The organism is Vibrio crassostreae, assembly GCF_041439375.1.
GTDB classification, from domain to species: Bacteria; Pseudomonadota; Gammaproteobacteria; order Enterobacterales; family Vibrionaceae; genus Vibrio; species Vibrio crassostreae_D.
In genome coordinates this window covers 55734-82576 of sequence record NZ_JBGONY010000019.1, presented here as the reverse complement: position 1 = coordinate 82576, position 26843 = coordinate 55734, and the positions used below count along the sequence as shown (strand labels likewise).

The 26843-nt window shown below is 43.8% G+C and carries 29 protein-coding genes, 1 pseudogene and 1 riboswitch; of the genes and pseudogenes, 18 read left to right on the top strand and 12 right to left on the bottom strand.

The window, feature by feature from the left end; all coding sequences use genetic code 11:
• Positions 1 to 627: 627 nt before the first annotated feature.
• A complete protein-coding gene (locus tag ACED45_RS10540; protein ID WP_017070390.1) occupies positions 628 to 1152 on the bottom strand; it encodes a DUF3087 family protein in 525 nt (174 codons plus the stop codon).
• Positions 1153 to 1408: 256 nt separating this feature from the next.
• Between ACED45_RS10540 and trmY the strand changes: the two genes are divergently transcribed.
• Positions 1409 to 2008: a tRNA (pseudouridine(54)-N(1))-methyltransferase TrmY gene (gene trmY, locus ACED45_RS10535; protein ID WP_004733046.1), complete on the top strand. Its 600-nt coding sequence runs from the start codon at positions 1409 to 1411 to the stop codon at positions 2006 to 2008.
• Between the two features lie 113 nt (positions 2009 to 2121).
• Here the strand turns inward: trmY and ACED45_RS10530 are convergent, their stop codons facing one another.
• Positions 2122 to 2424, bottom strand: coding sequence for a hypothetical protein (locus tag ACED45_RS10530; RefSeq protein ID WP_371713964.1), 303 nt, complete (start codon positions 2422 to 2424; stop codon positions 2122 to 2124).
• Positions 2425 to 2806: 382 nt separating this feature from the next.
• On the opposite strand from ACED45_RS10530, the gene ACED45_RS10525 reads away from it, so the two are divergent.
• Both ACED45_RS10525 and ACED45_RS10520 read left to right on the top strand, forming a co-directional pair.
• Positions 2807 to 2953 carry a hypothetical protein gene (locus ACED45_RS10525; protein WP_240698786.1) on the top strand — a complete coding sequence of 49 codons (147 nt, stop codon included), beginning with the start codon at positions 2807 to 2809 and terminating at the stop codon, positions 2951 to 2953.
• A 27-nt stretch (positions 2954 to 2980) separates the two neighbouring features.
• Positions 2981 to 4002, top strand: a pseudogene (locus tag ACED45_RS10520) (hypothetical protein).
• Between the two features lie 110 nt (positions 4003 to 4112).
• Here the strand turns inward: ACED45_RS10520 and ACED45_RS10515 are convergent.
• A complete protein-coding gene (locus tag ACED45_RS10515) occupies positions 4113 to 5213 on the bottom strand; it encodes a permease (protein WP_371713963.1) in 1101 nt (366 codons plus the stop codon).
• A gap of 233 nt (positions 5214 to 5446) precedes the next feature.
• Here ACED45_RS10515 and ACED45_RS10510 point away from each other — a divergent pair, with 233 nt between their 5' ends.
• Positions 5447 to 5743 (top strand): ArsR/SmtB family transcription factor, encoded by a 297-nt coding sequence (locus ACED45_RS10510; protein ID WP_004733042.1) that lies wholly within the window; start codon positions 5447 to 5449, stop codon positions 5741 to 5743.
• Positions 5727 to 6326, top strand: a complete 600-nt coding sequence (gene sigZ / locus ACED45_RS10505; protein WP_371713962.1) for an RNA polymerase sigma factor SigZ — start codon at positions 5727 to 5729, stop codon at positions 6324 to 6326. The genes ACED45_RS10510 and sigZ overlap by 17 nt, the downstream gene beginning before the upstream one ends.
• 167 nt (positions 6327 to 6493) lie before the next feature.
• Here the strand turns inward: sigZ and ACED45_RS10500 are convergent, their stop codons facing one another.
• Positions 6494 to 7108, bottom strand: coding sequence for a YitT family protein (locus tag ACED45_RS10500; RefSeq protein ID WP_017065874.1), 615 nt, complete (start codon positions 7106 to 7108; stop codon positions 6494 to 6496).
• A 408-nt stretch (positions 7109 to 7516) separates the two neighbouring features.
• Here ACED45_RS10500 and ACED45_RS10495 point away from each other — a divergent pair, with 408 nt between their 5' ends.
• The 4 genes from ACED45_RS10495 to ACED45_RS10480 all read left to right on the top strand — a co-directional run bounded on the left by ACED45_RS10495 (position 7517) and on the right by ACED45_RS10480 (position 10350).
• The gene (locus tag ACED45_RS10495; RefSeq protein WP_080967410.1) at positions 7517 to 7744 is read left to right on the top strand and encodes a hypothetical protein; all 228 of its coding nucleotides are present in this window, start codon (positions 7517 to 7519) and stop codon (positions 7742 to 7744) included.
• Positions 7745 to 7759: 15 nt separating this feature from the next.
• Complete coding sequence (locus tag ACED45_RS10490) at positions 7760 to 8971, top strand: MFS transporter (protein WP_136984074.1); 1212 nt, start codon at positions 7760 to 7762, stop codon at positions 8969 to 8971.
• A 221-nt stretch (positions 8972 to 9192) separates the two neighbouring features.
• Positions 9193 to 9918 carry a sulfite exporter TauE/SafE family protein gene (locus ACED45_RS10485; RefSeq protein WP_165901731.1) on the top strand — a complete coding sequence of 242 codons (726 nt, stop codon included), beginning with the start codon at positions 9193 to 9195 and terminating at the stop codon, positions 9916 to 9918.
• Positions 9919 to 9987: 69 nt separating this feature from the next.
• Positions 9988 to 10350, top strand: a complete 363-nt coding sequence (locus ACED45_RS10480; RefSeq protein WP_048659032.1) for an MmcQ/YjbR family DNA-binding protein — start codon at positions 9988 to 9990, stop codon at positions 10348 to 10350.
• A gap of 66 nt (positions 10351 to 10416) precedes the next feature.
• Here ACED45_RS10480 and ACED45_RS10475 read toward each other — a convergent pair whose 3' ends face one another.
• Entirely contained in the window at positions 10417 to 11160 is a 744-nt protein-coding gene (locus ACED45_RS10475; RefSeq protein ID WP_371713961.1) for a phosphatase PAP2 family protein, read from the bottom strand.
• Positions 11161 to 11544: 384 nt separating this feature from the next.
• Positions 11545 to 11695, top strand: a riboswitch (FMN riboswitch).
• 185 nt (positions 11696 to 11880) lie between these two features.
• Here ACED45_RS10475 and ribB point away from each other — a divergent pair.
• Positions 11881 to 12537, top strand: a complete 657-nt coding sequence (ribB, locus tag ACED45_RS10470; protein WP_004733029.1) for a 3,4-dihydroxy-2-butanone-4-phosphate synthase — start codon at positions 11881 to 11883, stop codon at positions 12535 to 12537.
• A gap of 389 nt (positions 12538 to 12926) precedes the next feature.
• Positions 12927 to 13775, top strand: a complete 849-nt coding sequence (locus ACED45_RS10465) for a hypothetical protein (RefSeq protein WP_371713960.1) — start codon at positions 12927 to 12929, stop codon at positions 13773 to 13775.
• 131 nt (positions 13776 to 13906) lie between these two features.
• Here ACED45_RS10465 and ACED45_RS10460 read toward each other — a convergent pair whose 3' ends face one another.
• Positions 13907 to 14803 (bottom strand): LysR family transcriptional regulator, encoded by an 897-nt coding sequence (locus ACED45_RS10460; RefSeq protein ID WP_048663766.1) that lies wholly within the window; start codon positions 14801 to 14803, stop codon positions 13907 to 13909.
• Positions 14804 to 14965: 162 nt separating this feature from the next.
• Between ACED45_RS10460 and ACED45_RS10455 the strand changes: the two genes are divergently transcribed.
• Complete coding sequence (locus tag ACED45_RS10455) at positions 14966 to 15604, top strand: NAD(P)-dependent oxidoreductase (protein WP_136985572.1); 639 nt, start codon at positions 14966 to 14968, stop codon at positions 15602 to 15604.
• A gap of 76 nt (positions 15605 to 15680) precedes the next feature.
• Here the strand turns inward: ACED45_RS10455 and ACED45_RS10450 are convergent, their stop codons facing one another.
• Both ACED45_RS10450 and ACED45_RS10445 read right to left on the bottom strand, forming a co-directional pair.
• Positions 15681 to 16334 (bottom strand): cupin domain-containing protein, encoded by a 654-nt coding sequence (locus ACED45_RS10450; protein WP_017069810.1) that lies wholly within the window; start codon positions 16332 to 16334, stop codon positions 15681 to 15683.
• A gap of 158 nt (positions 16335 to 16492) precedes the next feature.
• A complete protein-coding gene (locus ACED45_RS10445) occupies positions 16493 to 17260 on the bottom strand; it encodes an SDR family NAD(P)-dependent oxidoreductase (protein WP_017069809.1) in 768 nt (255 codons plus the stop codon).
• Positions 17261 to 17365: 105 nt separating this feature from the next.
• Between ACED45_RS10445 and ACED45_RS10440 the strand changes: the two genes are divergently transcribed.
• Positions 17366 to 17704, top strand: coding sequence for a winged helix-turn-helix transcriptional regulator (locus tag ACED45_RS10440; RefSeq protein WP_017069808.1), 339 nt, complete (start codon positions 17366 to 17368; stop codon positions 17702 to 17704).
• A 70-nt stretch (positions 17705 to 17774) separates the two neighbouring features.
• On the opposite strand, the gene ACED45_RS10435 is transcribed toward ACED45_RS10440, so the two are convergent.
• Positions 17775 to 18680 (bottom strand): LysR family transcriptional regulator, encoded by a 906-nt coding sequence (locus ACED45_RS10435; protein WP_371713959.1) that lies wholly within the window; start codon positions 18678 to 18680, stop codon positions 17775 to 17777.
• Positions 18681 to 18890: 210 nt separating this feature from the next.
• Here ACED45_RS10435 and ACED45_RS10430 point away from each other — a divergent pair, with 210 nt between their 5' ends.
• Positions 18891 to 19610, top strand: coding sequence for an SDR family oxidoreductase (locus tag ACED45_RS10430; RefSeq protein ID WP_004733012.1), 720 nt, complete (start codon positions 18891 to 18893; stop codon positions 19608 to 19610).
• Positions 19611 to 19717: 107 nt separating this feature from the next.
• On the opposite strand, the gene ACED45_RS10425 is transcribed toward ACED45_RS10430, so the two are convergent.
• Both ACED45_RS10425 and ompW read right to left on the bottom strand, forming a co-directional pair.
• A complete protein-coding gene (locus tag ACED45_RS10425) occupies positions 19718 to 21535 on the bottom strand; it encodes a choice-of-anchor I family protein (protein ID WP_371713958.1) in 1818 nt (605 codons plus the stop codon).
• Positions 21536 to 21737: 202 nt separating this feature from the next.
• Positions 21738 to 22385 carry an outer membrane protein OmpW gene (ompW, locus tag ACED45_RS10420; RefSeq protein ID WP_371713957.1) on the bottom strand — a complete coding sequence of 216 codons (648 nt, stop codon included), beginning with the start codon at positions 22383 to 22385 and terminating at the stop codon, positions 21738 to 21740.
• Between the two features lie 399 nt (positions 22386 to 22784).
• Here ompW and glgC point away from each other — a divergent pair, with 399 nt between their 5' ends.
• Positions 22785 to 24008: a glucose-1-phosphate adenylyltransferase gene (gene glgC, locus ACED45_RS10415; protein WP_371713956.1), complete on the top strand. Its 1224-nt coding sequence runs from the start codon at positions 22785 to 22787 to the stop codon at positions 24006 to 24008.
• A 96-nt stretch (positions 24009 to 24104) separates the two neighbouring features.
• On the opposite strand, the gene ACED45_RS10410 is transcribed toward glgC, so the two are convergent.
• On the bottom strand, positions 24105 to 24689 hold the full coding sequence (locus ACED45_RS10410) for a hypothetical protein (RefSeq protein ID WP_371713955.1): 585 nt from the start codon (positions 24687 to 24689) through the stop codon (positions 24105 to 24107).
• A gap of 507 nt (positions 24690 to 25196) precedes the next feature.
• On the opposite strand from ACED45_RS10410, the gene hpf reads away from it, so the two are divergent.
• The 3 genes from hpf (at position 25197) to ACED45_RS10395 (ending at position 26835) form a co-directional block, all read left to right on the top strand.
• The gene (gene hpf / locus ACED45_RS10405) at positions 25197 to 25553 is read left to right on the top strand and encodes a ribosome hibernation-promoting factor, HPF/YfiA family (protein ID WP_146490352.1); all 357 of its coding nucleotides are present in this window, start codon (positions 25197 to 25199) and stop codon (positions 25551 to 25553) included.
• A 238-nt stretch (positions 25554 to 25791) separates the two neighbouring features.
• On the top strand, positions 25792 to 25947 hold the full coding sequence (locus tag ACED45_RS10400) for a DUF3012 domain-containing protein (RefSeq protein ID WP_081090158.1): 156 nt from the start codon (positions 25792 to 25794) through the stop codon (positions 25945 to 25947).
• 99 nt (positions 25948 to 26046) lie between these two features.
• Positions 26047 to 26835, top strand: coding sequence for an HAD family hydrolase (locus ACED45_RS10395; protein ID WP_146490351.1), 789 nt, complete (start codon positions 26047 to 26049; stop codon positions 26833 to 26835).
• The last annotated feature ends 8 nt before the right edge of the window (positions 26836 to 26843 follow it).

Sequence of the window (26843 nt, the reverse complement as noted above, 5' to 3'; positions counted from 1 at the left end):
TGTTAGGCCTGCCGCCAGCGTTCAATCTGAGCCATGATCAAACTCTTCAATTTAAGATTTTGTGACTCAACGAATACTGACTTCAAAACTAATATTTACCGAAGTAAACATGTAATTCTAAAGCTACTACCCCTCTCTTCTTAAATAAATAGGAACAGAATGGTAATGAATTGACTGTGCCGAATAACTACAAGTAGTTAAACGTATTGGTCACTCAGTTCATTGAAATCAATTTTGATTCCGAAGAATCTGTTTTATCTAACGATAAAACGTTTTGATATTCATCAACGAGTGCCCACACAGATTGATAGGTTTAAATTGTTAAAGAGCTTTGCTTATCGAAACTTTCTTTTTACAAAGAAACCCTTGAAAGCGGACGTGAATTCTAGCGATTTAATCTTAAGTGTCAAACACTTTTTAAAATTAATTTGTTTCGAACTTTCCGTCTTACTGATTACCGCTGAAGCCTTGTGGCGTCTGCCGTGTCAGTGAGGCGGCATTATAGAGATCATCGTAAACATGGCAACCCCTTTTTTGATAAAAATTCAAAAAAGTTGCTTAAGTGTCTACTTTTACGTCAAAAGCGTCTTTCACAGGTCAAAGCTCATACAATTACAGGCATATCACTTAAAATTTTGCGACTAAATCTTTCGAAAATACCTCTATATCTAGTTCAATACTCCATTTATCACTCAGCTCTACGATGTTATCTAGCGACTGCTGAACCGTTTTTATCGTCAACGTATTATTGTCTAGGTCGTATACCTGTTTTTGCGTAGTGTAATAGAAGTAAAGGATAGTCAGCGCGTCTCGGTCGCCTTGTTCCGCTTTTGGCTGAATGCGCTTGAGCTTACGATAGATTTGATTGTGGATTTGTTTCAGGTTCCAAACATAAAGCGCTTCTTTGAAATACTCATGCCCTTTCACTCGGCTTGCGATAAACGCATTCAAAGCGACAGATAAGATCACCCCAAGTACGTTCAAATGAAAGTTCCCTGTCGATTCACCAGTAATTGAAGTCGCCGAGCCAAACAATTCGATCAGAATGGTGCCGAATACAATGGCAAACAATGCAAGTGACCCAACTAATGACACCAACAACAGGTTCATCTTCTTTCTATATTCTTCTTTATTAATCTTCTGTAACTTCACCGACAGCTTCCTTATGTAAGTCACTTTATAATTTTGCGCATACTATCTATGTAAACATTGGTTCGCTTCAACCCTTACCGTCTTGTAATGTGGTCATTCTCTATTTAATACTCAAAGTTCGCGGGTTGGTGCTAAGTGCAACTCCATTTGACTTCATTAATAGAAAAGAGTTACATACCGCCACAATTTTGGTTATTCATCAATTCATGTTGATAAAGTCCGTTTCGCTTTATCACATACTGACAAGGTACATTCCATGCGTTCATTTGTATTACGCGCTCGCGCAGCCCCTACAGAGAGCAAACTTATCTTAGAAGGTGTTGGGCAAGATGCTCATACTGAGATTCTGGCTCATACTCTGATGAACACGATCTTCGTTGCTCAATCTCACCGTGAGAATGTCACCGTGCACCTTGTACTAGAAAGCACTAAAGACTTTTCACGTACGATTACATTCGATTCAAATGAGATCACCAACATTGGTGGCTTCCACGAGTCTGCATTGTTATCAGCGGTAGTAAGAGCGGTTGACGCTTCTCAAGGTATGACTAAAGAGCAGACGCGTCAGGTTGAACCGGGCATCACTGTTCGTACTATGAGTTTTGAAAAGCTGGTTAAAGAACTGGCTGAAGACCACCAGCTGTACATGATGGATAAGAAAGGTGACTTTATCCGTGATGCAGAGATTGCTGAAAACCCATGTTTCCTTCTAACTGACCACATCCCTATGCCGAAGAAAAGCTACAACAGCTTAAAACGTCTAGGAACAGAGAAAATCAGTTTGGGTCCAAATATGCTGTTCGCTTCTCAGTGCGTCGTGTTGATCAACAATGAGCTAGATATTCGCGGTTTCTAACTCGAAAACACAATTACAGTTAACAAACCACAGTGAACAAAGCCCGGTTATTCACCGGGCTTTTGATTTTGGTGTGCCGATAATCAATTGTAGTTTATCGCCAGCTTGTTCCGTCACATGAGAGCTCGCATTAACGTCTCATATTGTTCAGACACCAACACCACCAGATGATTAAGCTCTTTTGCATCTTCCTCTGCCAATAAAAGTTGCCAATCTGTCTGTTGACCACTTTCATCTCGTCCAAGCACTTTAGTCTTCCCTTTTTCAGCTTCAAAAGACAAGTGATTAAAGTCGGTATCATGATGTTCATGAGACTCTAAAATCTCAAACTCTAAGTTTCCGGTTGGCTTTACTTGAATGTGGGCATGAAAATGTTGCTGATTCTGTAACTCATATTCCCTATGTATTGCGAACATACTCCCTCCTATACACCTCAATCTAAGCTCGTAAGCGATCTGTTATAAATTACCCGAAATTCATAGGTTGCCCCTGAACAACAAGTATCTATACAAAGTGTAGGCTTCAGATTTCGGTACTAGAGCAAAATCAGCCTGCTGTTTGATACTAGACAAAATAGCGTTGAGTATTGTGACACTTCGATTGATCTTTCTTGACGGGTATAACCGAGCTCAAGAGTCCAATAGAACTGACCAAACAACTCATTTATAAAACTTGCGCTTGGTTCCATTTCTAATGCCTTTTGGTCTGACCTTTGCGAATAAATAGACATTTCTCTCCAACCTTTTGATTCGACAGTTATACTTCCGATAAATCCGGTGAATTAATTTAAGGGAATGTATGTCAATTTTCACCGTATTCTTCTGTGGAACAGGGTCCAACTCAGAAGACAATAATCATAAAAACTACGTGTCAGGCGAGTTGATTTCTACGTTAGCGAAGAATACGACTGGCAGAGACATGATTGACTACATTAAAGTGGATTGAGTTGGCAGTGGGAATCAAAACGAATGGTTGAAGCAAGGCAAAGATGACATGTACTCCGGAGTTAAAGGAACGTTGCTAGGCAAAGGTATCGACAGCGCCATGTGCTGAATATCTTGCGCGGGAGCCAACAAGATAAAAATGACTACATGAAGTGAGCCAAAGGACTGCTTAGTGAATCTCGCCCTGCAAAATCAGCTTGGCCTTTGGCAACCAACCAAAAGTATCAAGATTGGTTAAAAGATTCACAGGAATTAGCGGCTGACCTGAAACACGGTATGGCAGCGCGCCAACAAAACATAGCGATTGAGCGCCAAAGTAAACCGATTAGCCAAGTGAACATCGTGGGCTGGAGCCGCGGTGGTGTAAGTTGTTTTGAATTGGCGAACCGTATGCTCAAAGATCCAGAACTTAGCCACATCCCAGTTAACATCTTTGCTTGTGATCCCGTACCCGGAGGGATGAACGCATTCAAGGATTACAAATTACTCGGTAAAAACGTTAAACAGATAGTATGTGTTTTCGCTGAAGATGAACGCTCACTCGCTTTTAAAGCAAGAATGCCCCGCTTGTCCCCTTCAACTAAATACTATACAACCTACATGCCTGGTCGACACGGCACTTTGGTCGGTAATGCCAATACCTCTGGCGGAAGCAAAGGTGCAGGATTACTCACTGGCCCTGGCCTCGTCACACGAGACTTCATGGAAAAGGTATTAACCGGTTGGGGAACCCAGCTTAAAGCGAGTACGACATTAAACTTCTCCCGACAACGCATCATCGAGCTATACGAGCAGATGCGCAGTCACGAAGAGTACTTCAATAAAATGCACGGCATGACTTACACTGCGAAAAACCGACTGCTGTGGACAAGCAAAGATCGAATCGGTCAGCAGAGAGAGCGTCGCTACGGTATTCCAATGTATCGTTTTCAGTTTCCCGGAATCACTAACAATTATGGCGATGCGATTAATCGTCACCACTGTGATGTGTTAGCGACTAATGCTTTCGCAGCACACGGTACTTCAGCGGCAATACCAAACCCAGTCTGATACGTGGGGTTTGTTAAACTCATTTCAAGACGGATAACCTAAGCAAAAAAGAGCTCAACTAAGTGAGCTCTTTTTTGTTATCAATCGGATTATCTAGGAATCAGACCTGATTAACCAAAGATGAAGCTGTATAGGAAACCTGCACCCATCGCCATGCTTAGGATAACGAATAGGAATGCTGCAATCATTTGGTTTTTGAAGATTGATTTAAGCAGGATAACTTCAGTCAAACTTGCACCCGCACTACCAATGATCAATGCCATTACCGAACCTAACGCCATACCTTTCTGAACTAGAGCAGCACTTAGTGGAATTACTGCTTCAGCACGAATGTACAGTGGAATACCAATCACAGCGGCTACAGGAATCGCATACCACATACCTTCACCAGCGTACTGTGCAATTAGGTCTGTAGGAATGAAGCCGTAGATGAATGAACCAATCGCGATACCCATCATTAGGTAAGGGAAAACTTGTTTGAAGTCTTTCCAAGTTGAGAACCAAATTCTCATCCAACGGCTAGGCTCTTTCTTCTCTACGATTTCAGCAGTCGCGCTTCCATCCGCTGAGCAGCATGAAACAGTAACTTGTGGCTCTTCTTTTTTAGAATCGCAGCAAGATGTCTCTTTCGCCATTACTGGTGCAGGTTCACCACATGCACTTGTGCCACATGAAGATTCAGCTTTTACTGGTGCTGCTTTCTTAGGAGCAGAGTCACCACAGCTAGTGCCACAGCTTGAAGCAGAACCTGTTGATTCATACGCTTCTGCTTTTACGTAACGCTCAAAACCTAGCTTCTCTAGTGCGTAACCTGCCACTACCGATACTGTCATTGCTACTAGGAAGTAGAACACAGCGACTTGCCAGCCGAACGTAATCACGAACAAACCAATGATCACTGGGTTCAATAGTGGGCTACCGAATAAGAACACCATCATTGGACCGAAACCCGCTCGTGCACGTAGCAATCCTTTTAAGAAAGGAATAGTCGAGCATGAACAGAAAGGCGTAATCGCACCCAGTAGCGCTGCAACCACATAACCCTTACCGTTACGCGAACTCAGAATAGATTGAATCTTCTCTGGTGTAAGAAACTCTTGCAGAATCCCAACAATGTAGCTGATCGCCAAGAAAAGGATGATTAGCTCTACTGCTAAGAAAGCGAACATATCAAGTGCGTCTTTTAGCATTGTTAACATTTCATTGCTCATAATTAACTCCAAACTGGATTGAAGGCCGGACTCTATGAGGAAAGTAACCAACCCTTAATTTCGAATATTCTCGAATTATAGAAATATTTAGTAACAGATCAAGCTTTATTTCGATAAAAATCGAATTGAATTTCAAAAGAACGGATTTTCAATGACTTACATAATCACGCTTTTTACATTTGTATTTGGTTTACATTTCGACTATTATCGAAATTAAATCTTGAGGAGTTAATATGAACTTAGAAGTCGTTGCGAAAGCACTTAAAGAGTTGGGGCACCCCATCCGCCTGACTATCTATAAAAGTGTCGTTAAAGCTGGCTACCAAGGCATTGCAGTTGGCGGCCTACAAGAAGAACTCGGTATCCCCGGTTCTACCTTGTCTCACCACATTTCAAGCCTAGCGTCGGCGGGCCTAATCAGCCAAAGACGTGAGGGAAGAACCTTATTCTGCGTGGCAGAGTATGAATGCCTAGAAGGCGTGATTGATTTCTTACAAGACGAGTGTTGCGTGAATGAACAGTGCAACTAAAGCACCTTTGAATAAGGCACCTTTGAAGCTCGAACAAGTCTGGGCCGAATATCAGCAAGCATTAAAGTCATTCCTACATTCAAAGGTCAACAACTCTGCGGATGTAGACGACTTGCTCCAAGATATCTTAATTAAGACCTATCAGAACTTAGACAAGGTACAAGATGCGAGCAGTGTGAAATCGTGGCTATTCCAGTTAGCCAACAACACCGTTATCGACTTCTACCGTAAGCATGCACGCCAACAGCGTGACAGCGAAATTGATGCTGAAGATCTTTGGTTTGCCGATTTAGACCACGATTCTGAGTTTAAACAGAAGCTTTCGTTGTGTATTGAGCCGTTTATTCAGGCGCTACCAGAACAAAGTTCATCGCTACTGCTTGCTGTTGATATCAAAGGCCAAAGCCAGAAAGAGATCGCAGAGGCACAAAACATAAGCTATTCAACGGTGAAATCTCGCGTTCAGAAAAGTCGTGGTGATCTTAAGAACTTATTCGAACAGTGCTGTAACTTGTCACTGGATAAGCAAGGCAATGTGATTGATTGTGAGCTTAAGTCGGACGCCGATTGCGGTAAGTGTTAATAGAAGTACTGATAGTTATTAGCTCAAACCTCTTATTTAAATAGAACAAAGCCAGCAATTGATGCTGGCTTTATTGTTTTCATAATCTGTAAGTCACTTTGCTTAAGCTAGCTTAGTACTTGAGCGAACCAAAAGCTTGAGCGAATCTAATGCTTGTGCGAACTCAGCTACGCCGCTTCCGCTTTAACGACTGGTTGATAGCGCCCCGGTTTATGGTTCATCGCCAGAATCAAGTTGGTGACTATCGCGCCCAGTACAGACAACAGAACCAATGACACATCAACGATAAACAGTGACAGCACAACAATCGTGCAGTCTAGTGCCATCTGAACCTTACCCGCTCGAATTCCAAAACGTTCTTGTAGGAACAACGCCAGAATGTTGAAGCCACCCAAGCTCATCTTGTGACGGAAGATCACCAGCATGCCGGTACCAATTAAACCACCGCCAAGTAACGCTGCATACAGTGCATGGATTTCGGCAATCTGAATCACGTGATACAAATGATCCACGGCGAACGAAACAATCGAAACGGCAATAAAGGTATTGATAGTGAAGCGCCACCCCATACGAGCGACCGACAAAATATAGAAAGGTAAGTTAAGTGCGAAGAACACTTGGCCAAAGCTCAAGTCTGTCACTTTGGTAATGAAGATCGCTAGACCAGCCGTGCCTCCGGTGAGCAAACCGACCTGATTGAAAAAGATAACGCCGAGTGATACCAATGCGCTACCTAAGATCAGCGCCAGTAAATTTTCGCGAAGGTTATGATCTTTATCCATGTGAATGACTCTCCCTGAATCTTTTAACATCGCGTTTCAGTCAGTTGAAACGATTTACGCCCAAATTTACGATGTTTAGCAGATAAGTCGAGCGAATAGCCAATCTTGCGAGGTGATTAGTTTGTATATTAGTTTTTACAGTTTTGTGAAATACCTCAATAAAGCAATCAGTTACGAACATGAAATTAAGTATCTATTCTGAATTATAGGCTTCTATAGCTGAATCAGTTAGCTTAGCGTTTTCCTATTTATTGGTCATGTTTCATCCCAATTCCAGCGACACATAAAACCATGCATATATCTATGCATAAAACGCATAGACTAAATCACAAAAGGTCATTTGATACATACCCTACTCGTCATTATGATGCGCGACTTCTTACAACATTGAGCGCATGTAAACACCTTATGTTTTCACAATCTCTTTTTGCCCAACTGGCCAGAATGACGCTATTCCTCGTCATTAGTTTGGTTATTGTGCATCACAGTCAGCCATTGATTGATCTCTTGGCGCAGCATGCCGTGAGCAGTGGATGCCACCAGCAGTCAGCGCATGAGCACTCTGGACACGAGCATCACCATAAGATGACTGACCAACACATGTCAGCGCAAGACCACTCACATCACCACCATTAATTTAAGAGTATTAGAATGAGCATTTTCCGTTTTCCTTTACTGGTATGGCTTGGGATCGGCACACTTATTATCAGTCTAGGGATCAGACAATCATTCGGCATTTTCATGATGCCAATTTCAGATCATTTCGGCACTGGCCGTGAGTTTTTCAGCTTCGCCATTGCTCTACAAAACCTGCTGTTCGGTGTGTTCCAACCTTTTGTGGGCATGGCCGCTGACAAATGGGGAGCAAGACGCATCATTATCGCTGGTGCATGTGCTTACGGTTTGGGTTTACTTCTTACCTCAATTTCTACCGAATCAAGCATGCTTTACGTTTCATTGGGCGCATTGGTTGGCCTTGGACTAAGTTCAACAAGCTATGTGATTGTATTAGGCGCTGTCGCGAAAGTAGTGCCAGCAGAACACGCAGCTAAAGCATTCGGTTTAACCACGGCTGCCGGTTCATTTGGTATGTTCGCGGTGATTCCTGCCGCGCAATACATGTTGAACGAATTCGATTGGCAGAGTGCAATGCAAGTGTTTGGCGTATTGTGTTGCTTGATGATCTCTTTTGCACTGTTCATGCGTGCGCCCAAAGCGGCATCAAGCAAACAGGCTCAAGCAGAAGACAATCAAACATTAAAAGAAGCGTTGTCTGAAGCGTTCTCTAACAAAAGTTACTGGCTGATTCACGCAGGCTTCTTCGTGTGTGGTTTCCACGTGATGTTTATCGCAACGCACTTACCAAGTTACTTAGCAGACAAGAACTTGCCTGCGAGTAGCGCAGCGATGGCACTGGCTTATGTCGGTATCTTCAACATCTTCGGATCTTACTTCTGGGGTGTAATGGGCGATAAGTTCAGTAAGCGTCATGTAATGTCGGCATTGTACTTAGTGCGTACTGTGGTTATTGGTGCGTTTGTCACTCTGCCAGTCACTGAATCAACCGCAGCAATCTTTGGTGCGGCAATTGGCTTCTGTTGGCTAGGTACGGTTCCACTAACGTCTGGCTTAGTTCGTCAGATCTTCGGTGCCCGTTACCTATCAACGTTGTACGGCTTGGTATTCTTTACTCACCAAGTGGGTAGCTTCTTAGGCGCTTGGGTGGGTGGTCGTATTTACGATTACTACGGTTCTTACGAGCCAATCTGGTGGTCAACGGTGGTGCTGGCATTTGCAGCAGCACTTATCCATTTACCAATCAATGACAAGCCCATTGAGCGACTGAAATTGGCAATGGCTTAACGTTTTATGCTGACTCCCCCACTAGCGTAAACAAGTCGTTCCAATAAAGCGAGTGAGTATTGAAAGGAAGCATCCTGAGATACTCACTCGCTTTTTTGTTGGTCGTTATAGTAGAAATTATAACTAGCGAAACTGGCATAAACCTCACTGAATAATAAGACTATTCCTGCTGTTTTACTTTATAGTATTCGTTCGCTCCTTTAGAACTTATCCGCAGGCTTATGGAATACATAGATCAGACCGCTCTTATCGCGATGGCACTCATTTTTGTCGGCTCGTTTGTGCAAACCGCAATCGGCTTTGGCTTGGCTATTGTGGCTGCCCCGTTGTTGTTTTTGGTCTCGCCTGACTATGTACCCGCGCCTATCTGTCTTGTTGGTCTTTTCATTTCTGTATTCAACGCGTTTAAACACCGAGCAAATATCTCTATTGGCGGATTGAAAATCGCACTATTGGGCCGAATTCCGGGCTCATTGGCTGGCGGGGCTTTGTTGGTAATGGTATCAACAAGCGTTTTGTCACTGTGGTTAGGCTTATTGGTAGTATTTGCCGTGATTATTAGCTTACTTCCGTTTAGGTTAGAACCGACGCCTGCCAAAATGGGCATCGCGGGGTTCTTCTCAGGCTTCTTCGGTACCAGTTCAGGCATTGGTGGGCCGCCAATGGCACTACTGCTTCAACACCAAGATGCCAATCAGCTTCGTGGTAACCTTTCTGCGTTTTTTGTGTTTAGTTCTATCATTTCATTACTGGTACAGATCCCGATTGGCTTCTTCACTGTGCACCATTTGATCATCACAATCCCGTTGCTTCCTGCGGCTTGGTTGGGTTACAAAGTGGCGTTATTGACTACGCAAAGCATTCCTAAAGAAAAGATACGTATCGGCTCTTTGTTGCTATGTTCTATCAGCGGCTTTACTGCCATTTGGCAAGGCTTAGCTGGCTAACTCGAAGCAGAAACATCGATAAAACAACAAACACACAGATCCACCACCAAACTATTGAAAGGGCGTTCTATGACATACGATGAGTTCAATACATTCTGTGAATCACAAACCGCCACCAGCTATGTGATGCAGTGGAATAACTCTCACGTTTGGAAAGTGGGAGGGAAAGTGTTTGCCATTGGAGGTTGGGGGCCGAAAGATGAGCCTGCGTTTATCTTCAAAGCGTCCGACCAGAATTTCGATTTTCTCAAAGAAGAACCGGGCTATAAACCCGCGCCCTACTTTGCTTCGCGTGGCATGAAATGGATTCAGCTTTTTGAGAGCACGTCAGAAAGGGATGAGGAGCTGAAATACTACCTCACAGAGTCACACCGAATTGTGTCCTTAGGTTTAACCAAAAAGAAACAAGCAGAACTCGGGCTCAATCAGTAACCAGAATTTCTGCTTGTTAAATATAGATTTATGCACATCTTAAAAACTTAGGCAGCTCTTAAAACCTTAAGACTCTCTTAAAAACTGCGGCAATAAAGGTTCTATCTTTTTCGTTGGAATCAGTGGCACCAATAAATAAATTAACCCCGCAAAGGCGATAGACGCCGCTAAATCTTCAGGTCGATGCATACCAAGCCAAACACGGCTATAGGCGACACCACCAGCCCAAACCAACAAACCGCCGACTAGGTAAAAGCGTTTCGCCTCTAGGAACAATCCGCCAAAGAATGCCAAACACACACCGACGAAGATCATGTGTCCAGACGGGAAAGAGTAGTCCGTTTCACCCAACCAATGACGAGTTCTCCAATCGCTGACCTTCTCTTGCACAGATTCAATCGCGGCGTTTTTTTCTACCAAAGGCAGCTCATAAAACAGCTCTGGCATTTCAACTACTTCTTGGGTAACCAAATACTCAGTATATGGGCGTGGACTCTCTGTTGATGATTTGAGAAATGTCTTCGCTGCAAAGCTTAATACCAACAAGACACCGAGCTGCAGACAAAGGCTGACTAACTTTGCTTTTGAGAACTTTAGCGTCAACACCAATAAAGAAAGTACCGCGAGTGTGATTAGGAAGCCCTGATTACCCGCAGAGTAAGTCACAAATGTCATCACAGCACCATAGAAAGGCAAAACCGCACTTCCTAGGTCGAAGTCGGATCCAAAGATCAAAAATGGTACGAGGGAATACAAGCTAAGAACAAGCAGTAATAAGCCTTTGGATTTGTTAGAGAACAGAGAAGTCATGGCTAAAATCTTTTAGATGAAGTGGTCGGATGCTATCGCAGCTTAGCATCGCCAATATCAATTTTATGTCAAAACGGTCAGTCAGCCGTCATGGTGTAACAATATTCGATTAGTAGACCTATCGAGTATTGATTCGGTGAACAGCCACGCCAACACCAATAACATTTAACATCCACTTATGTTCATAGAGCAGCAAAGGCCACTGAAACCAGACGAGACAAAGGCATCACCCCACTAAAGACTGCCTGACACGTTCTGCTGATAAAGTGAACACTTACTGGGTTATACGGCCAGAATCTTAAAAACTTTGCTGTCAGTCCTTTAAATCCACTATTGAAAGGATTACCATCTGGTCTGCTTTCAAAAGCAAAACAGATTATTAATTTTTATTCTCAGGGCGGGGCGAAATTCCCCACCGGCGGTATGTCCTTAGCAAAATCTAAAGATAAGCCCGCGAGCGCTCGATTCGTCGAGGTCAGCAGATCTGGTGAGATGCCAGAGCCGACGGTCATAGTCCGGATGAGAGAGAATGAAAACACACTCGTTTACGTTGGAAAGGCGCGCCCATTTATTGGGTTCATGCCTCCAGCTTAGACGGGTGCATTTCGTTTTGGATAAAACCATAATGAGCTAAACCCTCTTGTAATGAGTAGGCTTTGTTGTGCTCGGTTGAGATCCCTCATACAGCCCTGATTCTGGTGATATTTTAGGAGTTTAACCATGAATCAGTCTTCACTACTTGCCGAATTTGGCGAACCAATCACTCGCGTTGAAAACGCACTGCAAGCTCTACGCGAAGGTCGTGGCGTACTTTTACTCGATGATGAAGATCGCGAGAACGAAGGCGACATCATCTACTCAGTAGAACACCTGACGAATGCTCAAATGGCGCTTATGATCCGCGAATGTAGCGGCATTGTGTGCCTGTGTCTAACTGACGAGCAAGCGAACCAACTTGAACTTCCACCGATGGTTGTTGATAACAACAGCGCAAACCAAACTGCGTTTACCGTAACTATCGAAGCAAAAGTTGGCGTAACGACAGGTGTTTCTGCCGCTGACCGTGTAACAACGATCAAGACAGCTGCAAACCCAACAGCTAAGCCTACTGACCTTGCTCGCCCTGGCCACGTATTCCCACTACGCGCTCGTAAAGGTGGTGTACTTGCTCGCCGCGGTCACACCGAAGGCACTGTGGATCTTATGCAAATGGCTGGTCTTCAATCAGCAGGCGTACTATGTGAAGTAACCAACCCAGACGGCACGATGGCAAAAGCGCCAGAGATCGTGGCTTTCGGTAAAATGCACAACATGCCAGTACTGACCATTGAAGATATGGTGATGTACCGCACTGAGTTCGACCTCAAGCTTGCTTAACGTTTAACCCTCAATGCTAAACACTTAGCAGTTAAGGTAACTACACTGCGAAATGAACACTGAAAGGCCTCACTCTTACTGCTTTTTATAGTTAAAAGCATATAAGGGGTGAGGCCTTTCTAATTTCTGCAGCTTGAAACAAGCCAGAGGTGGATCGTCAAAGTGTCTCTACTTATCGAAACCTCCCCAACCTAATCGTTAGAAAAGCGTAACCTCTCAAAAAATCCTGCAAAATATGAGAAACATTCACCCGAATGGTGAAGTCATGCACCATGATTGATCATCCATGATTAAAGTAAAAACATAAATCAATGAAATATAACACTTATTTATTTTGGCACGGTGTCTGCACTACCACTAAGTAGGTATACAAATGTTAGGAGTTGAATATGTTTGTAGTTATTTCAGTGGGTTTATCCCTATTAGTACTTGCAGCCCTGTTTCATTTCTCAAGGAAGAGACAAACTGCGTTATCACACAGGTTTGAAACCTTAGTTCTACTTAGAGAGCTATTGTTGTTATCACGTAAACATCGCGCTGCAACGCATTACGCTCTGGCGTATAAATTGTCTAGCGACTCGATTCGTAAAGTGAACGAGATTTACGACAACATACTTGAGGTCTCTGAATTGCTTCAATCTCATGTTTCGTTTGATAGTCGCCCTATGTATCGCATCTATCACCTTAAGCTCATTGCCATGCACAGCGACTGGCAAAACCGCAGCTTGGTGCGTAACCAATCGATTCATGGCAAAACAATTCGCCACAGCATGTTCTTAATGGATGAGGTAATGATCATTTGGTTGATTCAGTCTGAACGAGAAGACATGAGCCGTGAGTACCACATGAACTGGCAACAGATCTTGGATTGCATGGAGATCCTGACCAAGTTACGCATGTGCATACCTGATATGGAGAAGCCTGAGGAGTATGCGAGATTCAAATTCTACGCATCTCAGACACACAGAAAACTCAACCAATTATCGATTATCTGCCCTATCAGTAGTGGCTCACCAATTTGTACACGTGCGATGCATGCACTCACAGAGATCGCATCAAGCAACGAAGCGACCCAACCGGCAGATAGCATGTACGAGTTAACCAGTGATATCTCTAGCGTCGTGTCCCAAGTCTATGACCAAGTATTATCCGACATTACTAGAAGCTTGTATCAGCCTTTACCAGACACCAATGAAACGGTCATAAATACACGATTATCCGTACATCATTACATTTAAAGACTTCGTGAGAGGAGAGCGTGCTGGAACTCTGAATTATTGAGTTCAAATCCGATATCACCTTTGATATCGGATTTTTGTATTTATGGGCTTTTAAATTTCTATCGCTATGTATCATTGCCTATGAAGTTTCAAACATCACCAGACTTGATATCGCTAGCCCAAGCTTGTGCCGCAAAATCAATGAACTGACGAACAATCGGAAGCTGGTAACTGCGAGATAGATACACCGCCCAAAGAACGCTGCTTGGCGAAACAAAATCATCCAATATGCGTATCAATTTGCCATTAGCGATCAGTGGATTGGCTAAGTCACAAGGTAAACGAACCACCCCTTTTCCGTGCTGTGCGGCGCGAGTTAGCACCCCAACATCGTTAGCCTTAATGGTGCCAGACACCTCAACCGAATAGTGCTGGTTATCCTTAACAAAATCCCACTTAGAAACATTCAAGTGACGAAAACAATTGTGTTGTCGAAGCGCCTCGACCGTTTCAGGTTCACCATGTTTGTCTAAGTAGGCTTGCGAGGCACACACTACTGAATCAATTACCATTAGCTTTCGTGCAATCAAACTATCGTCAGGTTGATCCGTATAGCGAAGTGCAATATCGATCCTTTCATCCACTAGCTGGGTAAAACGGTCTGAGGCAAACAGTTCGACCGTGATATTAGGGTGGCGGTCGGTGAACTGTTCGACCACATCCAACAACATGTGCTGAGTTAAACCAATGGGGGCAGCAATTCGAATGGTTCCGGAAAGATCATCGGTTTGATTGAGTGAAGTAACTTCTAGCTCAGCGGTCTCATGGAGGATTTTCTCACAGCGCTGCAGAGCGATTTCCCCTGCCGCCGTCAAGCTCACCTTTCGAGTCGTCCTATGTAATAGCCTCTGCTTCAACCACCCTTCTATCTCTTGAACATGACGTGAAACCTGCAACCGACTCATGTCCAAATGCTCAGCCGCTTGAGTGAAACTGGCACAATTCGCAACTTCGACAAAGCTACGCATTGCCGTCAACCTATCCATCACACTCTCCTTGAGCTGTTTAGCTGCTAACCTAACCTTATTAGATCACTATATGGATACAATCTACATCATTTTGCGATATTTATCGCAACCTAGTGAGCTATTAGACTGCAATGGCTGTCGAGAAAACGACTCAATAAATTAGATAATTGGAGAGACATTATGAAAATTGCAGTATTAGGCGCATCAGGTTGGATTGGTAGTCACATCGCTCAAGAAGCTCAATCTCGTGGTCACGACGTGGTTGCTGTCGTAAGAGATGAAAGCCGTGTAGAAACCAATGATGTTGAAGTTCGTTCATTTGATTTACAAGATGAAGCAGCAAGCTTAGCGGCCGCGCTAACAGGCGTTGATGCGGTTATCGCTTCGATTGGCGGACGTGCTCTAGGTAATCACGACATCGTAAAAAACACTGCGACTAAATTGCTAGCCACATTACCAAGTATCGGTATCGAGCGCTTGTTGTGGGTTGGCGGTGCAGGCTCATTAGAAGTAGCACCAAACGTACCGTTAGTGACCGTTCCTGACTTCCCAGCAGATTACAAAAACGAAGCACTAGCACAGGGTGAAGCGCTTGAAGTGTTCAAACAATCTAATGACAAGGTTAACTGGACATTCGTTAGCCCTGCTGCGGAAATCTTCCCGGGCGATAAGCTATCAGCCTACCGCACAGGTGGTGATCAACTGCTCACTGACGAAGATGGCAACAGCAAAATATCCGTCAGCGACTACGCTATCGCGATGATTGATGAACTAGAAGCTGGCAAGTTCCCACGCCAACGTATTGGTGTCGCTTACTAGTCAGCTCACATATAAAAACTAAAAAGCCGCTTGTTCAAAACAATGCGGCTTTCTCATCTTTTTACTGAGCATTCATTTAATCCAATGGCAGATGCCCTGTTTTCACTAGGATAACGGTCTCTTCTTCCACATAAGGAAAATGCTCGCTCATGTGCGGGCTGCGCATCCATGTGTGTTTTGGATACTCGCCATGCTCATCTTTAAAAGTGCCAGACAACACAAAGATCTCTTCACCACCAAAGTGACGATGCGGCTGAAAACGTTCGCCAACGGGCCATTTCACCAAGGCAACATTTTCGTGTTCAAAACCATGCAGTGGCATCACTTGTAAACCACCAATACCCGGAAGCCATTCCGTTTCTTGAGTATTGATACGAACTTGAGTTAAGTCTCTCACATCAAACTGATTAAGCTTAACCAAGATCGTACAGCCATCTTTACTCGATGGAGAGTGCGCACTGCCAGGAGGGTTGCGAATGTAAGTGCCTGCTGGGAAGTCGCCAGTTTCATCTGAGAACACACCGTCTAACACGAAGATCTCTTCTCCTTGCGGATGTGGGTGTTCAGAGAATGAAGATTGAGGATCGTATTTCACCACGCTAGTCGTGTGACCCGATTCTTTCTCTTCTCTTTCTAGGGGCTTACGCCATACCCCTTTGGCAGGGCTCGCAACCCAATCTAGCTTCTCGGTTTCGATAACCAGTCTCTTTGAAAAGTCCATGTTGAACATAATGACGACCTTACTCTAAGTATTGTTTTAATTATTATTGTCTTGCTAATGTCTATTCTACGCGAATAACGAGCTAGGGGGAGACTTCGCTGTTAATTGCTAATTGCTAATTGCTAATTGCTAACAAAGCATCCCCCCATATTGAAAGCTAGGCTTGATTAATTGCGGCCAGCGATCACGCCACCATCAACATCCCAGATTGCGCCCGTTACCCAATCGGCACTGTCAGACAACAAGAAAGAGATGCTGTTTGCGATGTCTTTCGGCAAACCTACTCGACCAATTGGATGGAAAGCATTGAAGCCTTCTAGCGCTTGATCTACTTCTTCCGGTTTAATGAAAGATTCGTAAATTGGCGTTTTAACTACGGCTGGAGACACCGCATTCACACGAATGTTGTGATCCGCAAGCTCCATCGCCATATGCTGTGTTAAAGCGTGTAGACCAGCCTTTGCCATTGAATAAGCAGAAGATGGCGTCGCTTTGATCGCTTGTTTCGCCCACATAGAGCCTACATTTACCACGTTTCCGCCACCGTTTTTGATCATCAACTTGCTGACAGCTTGAGTGATGAAGAAAGTCGCTTTGTTTAGCTGCATGTATTGCTCGTAATCCGATTCTTGGTGCTCAATAAACGCTTTAGGGTTAAAGTAACCAGCCGCATTAACAAGGTAACCAATGCCCTCTTCAAGTGACTCTAAATGCGCAATAAGATTGGCTACACTCGCATCATCATAAAGATTAGCTTGCCAGCCAGTCGCGCGGCCTAGTGATTGAAGTTCTGACACCGCTTTATCTAACTTAGTTGGGTTATTGCCGACAACCAACACATAGATGTTTTGAGCGACTAACTGCTTCGCTGTTTCAAAGCCCATACCACTTGTGCCACCGATTACTACTGCAATACCATTTTTAGTGAAGTTCATTTTGTTATCTCCTAAGTCATGTGAACGTGGTAATCTTAGGCTTTGAACTAACACTATGAATAGTAAGTACAAATCGGTTAGGTAGGTACTTATTGGTACATCTTTATGAAAAATCAGGAAAACTTTTTTTCAAGAAAATCGGCACCAGAGCGTTCCGCTCGTATGGTCGAAACCATCTACGGCTGTAAATGGTCGCTAACGGTTTACCAATTATTGGCAAATGGCATTAATCGCCCCGGTGAAATGGTGCGTTCGGTCGAAGGGTTATCGACCAAGGTACTGAATGAATGTTTGAAGCGAAATGTGGAGTTCGGGATTTTAGATAAGCAAATGTTCAACGAGCTGCCACCAAGAGTTGAGTACCAAGTCACTCCATTTGGTGAGAAGTTCTTACTGATTCTCGATCAGCTAGAAAGCCTACAAAACGAAATCGACGAAATTTAAGTCTAAGCCAATCCAACTATTGTCAAAAAACGGAAGACAAAAAAAGGAAGACGGAAGACAGCAAATATACTTAGCTCACTGGCATTTGCTCAAAGCGACTTTTCACGAAATCAATAAAGGTTCTAATACGGCTTGGTTGATAGCGGTCTCGATGGTAGATCGCTGAAAAGTCCACTTTAGGCACCACCCAATCATCAAACACCTGCACTAATTGCCCATCATTCAGTTCTTGTAAGCAATAGATTGTAGGTACACGAATAATCCCGTTACCCGACTTCGCGCCCTGTACTAGCACTCGACCGTTTTTACATTGCAACCTTCCAGTCACATGCACATCGACCGTTTTCTTGGTGTCGTCAACAGCTTGAAAGCTCCACTTGCGCACTGACCCCGTTAAGCAGTCATGGTGAATCAAATCTTTGGGGTGATTAGGCTTTCCTTTACGAACGAAATACTCAGGGCTCGCGAGTGTTCCCATCTCAATATCCAATAGCTTCCTCGCGATAAAGCCCGCGTCTTCTAAGCTTCCCATGCGAAAAGCGATATCGAAAGCATCTTCAATCAAGTCGACTCGGTTACTACTGAAATCAAGGCTGATGCTGATGTCTGGGTAGAGTTGCATGAACTCATTGACCAGATCCGCGATGATCACCTCGCCCAGATAACCGCCAACACAGTTTACTTTTATGTCGCCACGTACTTCTTCGACGTCATCCACAGCAGCAATCAAGGCTTGGTCTATATTATCTAAGGCTTGTTCACATCTCGCGTACAGATCTTGCCCTGCGTGAGTCAACCTTAAGGTTCGAGTGGTGCGGATAAACAGTGTCACACCCATCTGCTTTTCTAGGCTGCTCACTTGGCGTGATACGTGGGAACGAGACACATCCAACTCCTCCGCCGCTTTGGTGAAATTACCTAAACGAGCGATCAGCACGAAAGAACGAATATCAGACAGGTTAATTTGATTAAGCATAGTCGCCAGCTTACTAATGGAGTTATGAGATAGACACTTTTATTGTTGCACCACAGCAACAGTGTTTCAAGTAAAGCGCTATATATCAACAATTCTATTTTCCTTAATATACCTCCATCGCAACGAAGCAAGGCAACAAGCACTTGATTCGAATGCACTTAAACAACCCGTCGTAGCCAACCGACGCAATAAAAGTACAGAGGAAATAAAATGAAAAAACTAATCGTAATTACAGGTGCAAGCTCTGGTATTGGTGAAGCAATCGCTCGTCGTCTAAGCGATGAAGGTCACCCTCTGCTACTTTTAGCTCGTCGTGTTGATCGCCTTGAAGCGCTGAATCTACCAAACTCACTGTCAGTAAAAGTAGACGTAACAGACAAAGCGTCTTTTGATGCAGCAATCGCACAAGGTGAAGAGAAGTTTGGCCCTGTAGATGCACTTATCAACAATGCTGGTGCAATGCTTCTTGGTCAAATTGATACTCAAGACGCACAAGAGTGGAAGACAATGTTCGATGTAAACGTGATTGGTCTTCTAAACGGCATGCAGTCTGTACTTGCTCCTATGATGGAACGCAACACAGGTACTATCATCAACATCAGCTCAATTGCGGGTAAGAAAACATTCCCAAGCCACGCTGCTTACTGTGGTACTAAGTTCGCGGTACACGCTATCTCTGAGAACGTTCGTGAAGAAGTAGCAGCTTCAAATGTTCGTGTTACTACTATCGCACCGGGTGCTGTAGAAACAGAACTTCTATCTCACACAACATCTCAAGAGATCAAAGACGGTTACGACTCTTGGAAAGAAGACATGGGCGGTGTATTGGCAGCTGACGATATTGCTCGCGCTGTATCATTCGCTTATCAACAACCACAGAACGTATGTATCCGTGAGATTGCTCTAGCACCAACTAAGCAACAGCCATAGGCCTTTGCTATCGCGACTAAATCAGCGATGAACTAAAAAAGCGCCACGACTTAACAAGTTGTGGCGCTTTTATTTTAATTCAATCTAATTGCTAGCAGTAAGCGAGATTAGAACTCAACGCGGTAAACTGATGTGCTACCGCTCACTTCATTGCCGACAGCGATAAAGTGGCTACCTGAACGCGTAAAATACTTAATTGATTCAGGACCTAGGTCACCCGCTTTAAAGTTGTAAGTATCGTTGTCGCAATCACCGTCTTCATCAACCTTAGTGCACACTGGTTGTGTGAAGTCTCGGTTGTTCAAGTAGCTGATGAAACTTGCGTTCTTAGGCTGTGTTACGTCGTAAACCATGATGCCACCTTGGCGCTCAAGTCCAATAAAGGCATAGTGCTTGCCGTTGATCTCAGCCACTTCGATCGCTTCAGGTTCTACGCCTTTATCATCACTACGATCGTCACCGCTTTGGTTGTTATCATTGGTGCTGTTGAAGTTTGCAGGATCTTGCTCAAGTACGATTCGAGCAAAATCATCGCCGCTATCAAACACTAGCTCGCCTGACTCATCCCAGATAGAGAACGAGCGGCTGCCGAATGCTTGAACCTTTTGGTCAGCAGCGAGTGTCCCTTGTGGCTTAATCACTTTAAGACGTGCAAGTTGCTTGTTGTCTTTCAATGCGCCATCTAATGGGTGGTTAGCGTCAATATCTAACTTCTTGCCGCGTACTTCATCGACATAAGCGATACAAAAGTCTTTTTCTGTGGTGTAGTTTTCGGTGCCTTGATAATCGTCACCGTCCCACTCAAAACCTTTCTCATCACACATTTCTTGCGTAGTCTTGATGCCATATTCACGACCATCACCTTCGTTCGCAGTCACGATGTAGGTGTTGCCATCAACACTGTAGCTAGTGATGCTATCTGGCATGTAGAGGCCTTCTAACATCGTGTAGCTTTGCAGATTACCGATATTTTTGTCTTTGTTTGACGCATCTAGCTTAGCGTTATCCCAAGGCTTTCCGCCTAGTCCAAGAATCGCATCCACATGTGCACTCGCCACATCAATCGCTGCCAACGCGTTGTTCTCTTGGAGGGCAACGTAGAGTTTTCCGTTATCCGCAAATGTTAGGTATTCCGGTTCAAGATCTTGAGCAACCGTTGCATTCGGCGCAGAGATTCGAACCTTGTCGGTCAGTTCTGTATGGCGAGACTGACCTTGATTGAATACCTTGAAATCAATCTGCGTGACTTTCGCTTGCATCGGCCCATTCGCTAAATCGACCAGCGTCACAGAGCCTTCAGGGTCAATGCTGTAATCTGCATTCGGCTCACCTTCATTTGCAGAGGCAATGTAGCGACCATCTTTCGAGAAGCTCACCATGTCCGGTAATGCACCAGCCGTATAAGTAGTAATCAGCTCTAACGTGTCTGAACGATAAAGGGCAATGATGCCGTTTTGTTGCTTGTCAGCATTTTCAATCGCGACAGCAACTAATCCTTGATGAGTCGACACACTGTTCGCTGCACCAATATCAATACCAGAAGCTGCAGCCGCTGATTGAAGATCAATCGAACCCGAAGATGTTGGTTCGCTAGCTGAGTTCATTGATAAAACATCAACTTTCTGAGCTTGAGCGTTCACAACATAAAGCTTGTCGGTACATGAATCGTAGCTGACGATTTCGGCTGCTGAGGTATCAAACGGGGCGTCGGCAATAGCACGACCAACCAGACTGATTCCGGTTACCTCAGCATTGGAAGCGCTTGGCTGCTCGATGGATTGGCATTGAAGGCTAAAAGCATCAAGTGATGTTTGAGATGGCGTAGCAGTCGTTGGTGATGTTGAAGTTGATTGAGAACACCCAACTAGAGCAGAACTTACCGCGATAGGCAGTAATAGTGTCAGCTTATTAAATTTACGATTCATATATCCTCCATGATTTGAATCGCGATCATAGAAGGCTTTGATGACACTTATCTTTCTCTTTTATTAACAATAAATGATGACAATAGGTTTCTTTCACTCATAACAACAGAGAGTTAAGGCGAGCACTCTATTAACAAGTAAGAAAAAAAAAGCGCCCAAGCTGGCTGATGCTTGAGCGCCTTTAGTAAACTGAATAGGGAGATTAGAAGTTGTAACCACCACCGATCATGAATACCCATGGGTCAATATCAACGTCTGTTGAGTAGTTGTTGCCATTTGTATCAGAGTATTTTGCCGTCGTTCCAATATCTGCATACCAAACCGATGCGTTCAGAAACCAGTCTTCATTGATCATGTAGTCCATACCAATATTTGCTGCCAAGCCCCAAGAATCATCTAAAGACACATCTGTTAGGTTAGCGTCGTTCTTACCCGTACTCGTTAGAGACTCATCAAAGAATACCGTATAGTTGATACCAGCCCCTACATAAGGTCGGAAATCGCTATTCGCTTCACCGAAGTAGTACTGCACCATAAACGTTGGTGGGAGGTGCTTAGTTTCAGCGACTTCACCAACACCGTTTACAGAGATACCGTGAGAAAATGGAGTTGCTGCTAGAACTTCCAAGCTGATGTTATCCGTAAACATATAACCAAACGTTAAGCCTAGCTGTGTATTTGAGTCTACTGAGAATTCTAACGATGAATTACCTAAAACGTCACCGCTGCTATCGTTCGGAGATACAATCGCTGCGCCAGCTCGGATGATGAAGTCACCCTCTTTATGAGCTAGAACATTAGTTGAGATAAGAGCCGCAATAACCGCAATACCACATACTGTTTTTTTCATTATAATTTCCTTTGTAGGGCTTTCTTTACTTGGTGAATGAATAATCATTTCTTATTTTGCGTGCAAGGTAACATACAATAACCCTACTTTATTGATGGAAATCAATTTGTGAAAGGTTATGATTATTTGTGTAAATTTATATCGACCCGATCACTTTATTTCTTCATTTTATTGACAGTTTTGTAATGCAACTTTTCCGTGCATCATTTTGTTAACTCTGCCTTTTCACTTTGCTCTAATCTCTTTGGATCAAAATAGAGCAACCCAACATCCCGTACGCATCAATTTGGTGCAGTCTCGCAGAGTTCATTATCACCTCGTTTAATATTCAATGAGTTACATTTGGCGTGGTGCTTGCAAGTCTATGTTCATAATCATAAATACATTGAGGTTCTGACTATGCAAGACACTCTAACAATCGTTCTGGCCGGCGGTGTTGGCTCTCGGCTTTCCCCCCTCACCGATAACCGCGCAAAACCTGCGGTCCCGTTTGGTGGCAAATATCGAATCATCGATTTCACACTAGCGAACTGCTTGCATTCTGGGCTTCGCCAAATACTGGTGCTGACTCAGTACAAGTCTCACTCTTTGCAAAAACACTTACGTGATGGTTGGTCTGTGCTTAACCCCGAGCTCGGCGAATACATCACCAATGTTCCCCCGCAAATGCGAACAGGTGACAGCTGGTATAGCGGTACGGCCGATGCGATTTATCAAAACTTGTATTTGCTGTCGCGTAGTGAAGCTAAGCATGTAGTGGTGTTATCTGGCGACCATATCTATCGCATGGATTACGCACCAATGCTTAAGCAACATAAGCAGAATGAAGCTGACTTAACGGTAGCCTGTATGGAAGTGTCGATTGATGAAGCCAAAGAGTTTGGCGTGATGGAGATAGACGAATCTCTTCAAATCAATAACTTTACCGAGAAGCCACGTTACCCCGCGTGTGTACCCGGTAGACCGACCCGAAGCATGGCTTCAATGGGGATTTACATCTTTGATAAGGAAGTACTGACACAGGCATTATTAGCAGACGCAGAAGATCCAGACTCAAGCCATGATTTTGGTAAAGACATCATTCCAAAGTTAGTCGGTAACAACAGTGTTTATGCGTATAAGTTTGGTGATGAAGAAGGACGCGTAACCCAAGACGCTTACTGGAGAGATGTAGGTACGATCGACTCTTACTACCAATCGAATATGGACCTGTTGAAACCAGCCTCACCTATCGATTTGTACCAACCGGATTGGGCAATTCGTACTTATGAGCCGCAACTGCCGCCCGCACGAACCATTGCTTCGGTCGAAGGTAACCAAGGGATCTTTATTAACTCGATGATCGCGAATGGCGTAGTGATTGAAGGTGGTTCAGCGCAAAACTCTATCTTTTTCCCTAAGGTGAAAGTCAGCAATGCCGCGATTGTGATTGATAGTATTCTGTTTGAAGACGTCGAGATCGGACGAAACTGCCACATTCAAAACTGCATTATCGATAAGAACGTTAAGGTGCCGGATGGAACCCAAATTGGCGTAGATAGCCTAGAGGATACCAAGCGCTTCCACATATCAAAACAAGGCGTGATTGTGGTGCCGTCTTCTTATGAGTTTAATGAGTCTTAACTCTAATACTGGTCACTCAATATTCTTCAGTAACAACCCCTTTACCTACAAAAAAGCGCCCCATAAAAACAGGGCGCTTTTCTAAATTGAATCGAACTACTTAGGTGCTAACTCGTAGTTTTCTTGCATCTCATGAGGGGCAATCCCGTACTCATAATCCCCTAAGTAGCCATCCTTATAGACCTTCATTCCCTTCTCATCCCAGCTCACTTTGATCATCGCTGTATTGCCATCTTCACTGCCTAACAGCTCAAGCATTTCTGCATCAATCTTAATGGCTTTGATGGTTTTAATACGCTTAAACGGCTTGAACTCAGTGGTCGACGTTGGCAGTGAGCCATAGCTACTGATCCACGTCTCTTTGGGCACCAACCATTGGTTGAAAACATCATCAACAATCGCTTTCGGCATGCTTGCAATAACCACATCGTCTGTCATTACATTATTGGTTTCTAAACTGTAACCACCCTTTCCATCTGAAACGTAGGTAGGAAAATCATCGCCAATTTCAGAATCAGCAGGCAAACGGCCTAACGTCACCGACTTCTTAACGTAAAGTTCTGCAGTTTCAAATTGCTGCATGATCTCCGGAATTTTCTGAAACTCAACAGGTGCAGCGAAAGCATTAAAGGCAAAAGAAAGTGAAGCCGCGATCGCAGAAAATTTAACAGGCATTTTCATGGTAACGAATCCAAGTTTAACGAAGGCGTTAGAGTACCCCGCACTAAAAAATACCTCAATTAACCACTGCAGCCTATATTAGTAATTGTGATAATGAGTGACGAAATCATCAGTAGTTAGTGTGTTACTAGGATCTATTTGAGTTTAGAGACAAACCTCAATATGAAGTGGGCTGCTGAGTGTCTATAAATTAAAGTCTATCGGTAACTTATTTATCAAAAACGAAAGAGGTTAGCCAAGTGACAAGTTCGGAATTATAAAACCGATAAAGAGAGATTCACTGGAATTGAGCGCTACGTTAGAGCAAATTATCAAGGATGGAGTATTTTTGAACATGTCTCGAAAACACGAAACATAATATGCGATCAGTTATTCGGACTTTCAAGGGAGGAAGGAGAGATTATTTGATAACACTGAAGTCAATCACACATGTGTACTTTCTCTATTGGTTAATCTATCCGATGTTTGCTACGTTTAAATGACACAGTCATTGGAAAGGTATGATTTATGAAAATAAACGTTCAAACACATCACGTATCAATTAACGACGACTCACGTAAAGACATCGAAGGTAAATTCGAAAAGATATCTAACCATTTTCCATCACTGATTAGCTGCGACATCATCATTACAAAAGAACATGGTCAACATCAGGTTGAAGTATTCACCAACTACGAAGGTGTACGAGTAACAGCAAAATCTACAGACGATGTTATGTACCCAGCTATCGCTTCAGCACTCAAGAAACTTGAAGCAGGCCTAAGTAACCGTAAGGGACAATTGAAAGCCGACCTACACGAGAAACCAACAAGCACCAAGCCAGAGATTGCTTCGGACATCATCCAAGAGATGAAACTGGTATAATTACTCAAGTAGCTCGAGCTTACTAACGAATAGAAGCTTATCAAGAATTGCAAAGCCAGCACACGTTGCTGGCTTTTTCGATCTAAAAGCCAAATAATTATTCCCTCTTTGCTCCTCTCGAACTTAGAGCAAACCCACATCATTTTTGATTCCGTTAAGTTCTTAGCAGCTATAACAATCACTTGTAGTATTTGATACAGTTATAAACTGAAATTTAGACCACAACGGAGTGTTTATTATGAAAAAAATCGCGCTAATTGTATTTCTGGCAACTCAACTAATGGCTTGTACAGAAGTGGGCAGTGAAGCTTGGTGTGCCGATATGAAAGAAAAGCCGAAAGGTGACTGGACAGCCAATGAAGCCGGTGATTTTGCTAAGCATTGTGTTTTCTAAACACTGCTAAGCGTTAATTGACGACACTAAGTGAAAGACGTGCAACGACGAACTGAGCACTCCACGCAACACAATAACCCCGAATAAGTGAGTTTGAGGATGGAACACCAACTAAGTAATGACTGGAAACGTATCGAATGGCTATTAACCGACGTTGACGACACCCTTACTTGGCAAGGCTCATTGCCTCCAGAAACCCTAATTGCATTACAAAAACTACGAGATAATGGAATTAAGGTGGTCGCGGTGACGGGCGCCTGTGCAGGTTGGTGTGATCATATTGCGCAGCTTTGGCCTGTCGATGCAGTACTTGGAGAGAACGGCGCTTTCTTACTAGAGAAACAAGATAATGCATTACAGCTCTCATTTGAAACGCCGCTAGAGCAAGTACGCCAGAATCAAGCCAAACTCAAACAACAAGTTGAAGCTATCTTGCTGAGTTACCCAGACCTATCCCTAACTCTGGATCAATCTTACCGCTTGTGCGAGGTCGCAATTGATATCGGCCAAAACCGTAAGCCTGTTGATCCTGAAATAGTGCAAGCGGTACTCGAAAGAATACACGCTTTAGGTGCGTACGCAACGGCAAGTTCGATTCATATCAACGCTTGGTATGGCGAGCACTCAAAGAAAAACGCAGTGCACCGGTTTCTGACTAATAAAGGCTTATCGCTCGAACAAATCCACAATCAAGCCTGCTATGTCGGCGATTCAATGAATGATCAGCAGATGTTCGAATCACTTCCACTTACCGTTGGCGTGGCAAACATTAAGCATTATTGGGATAAACTAGAGTATCATCCAAGCAAGGTCATGTCGCAGCCTGGTGGCTATGGGTTTGCAGAATTTGTGGATGCGCTACTGGCAGTTAAAAAGCTAACCCCTTAAAAACGAGT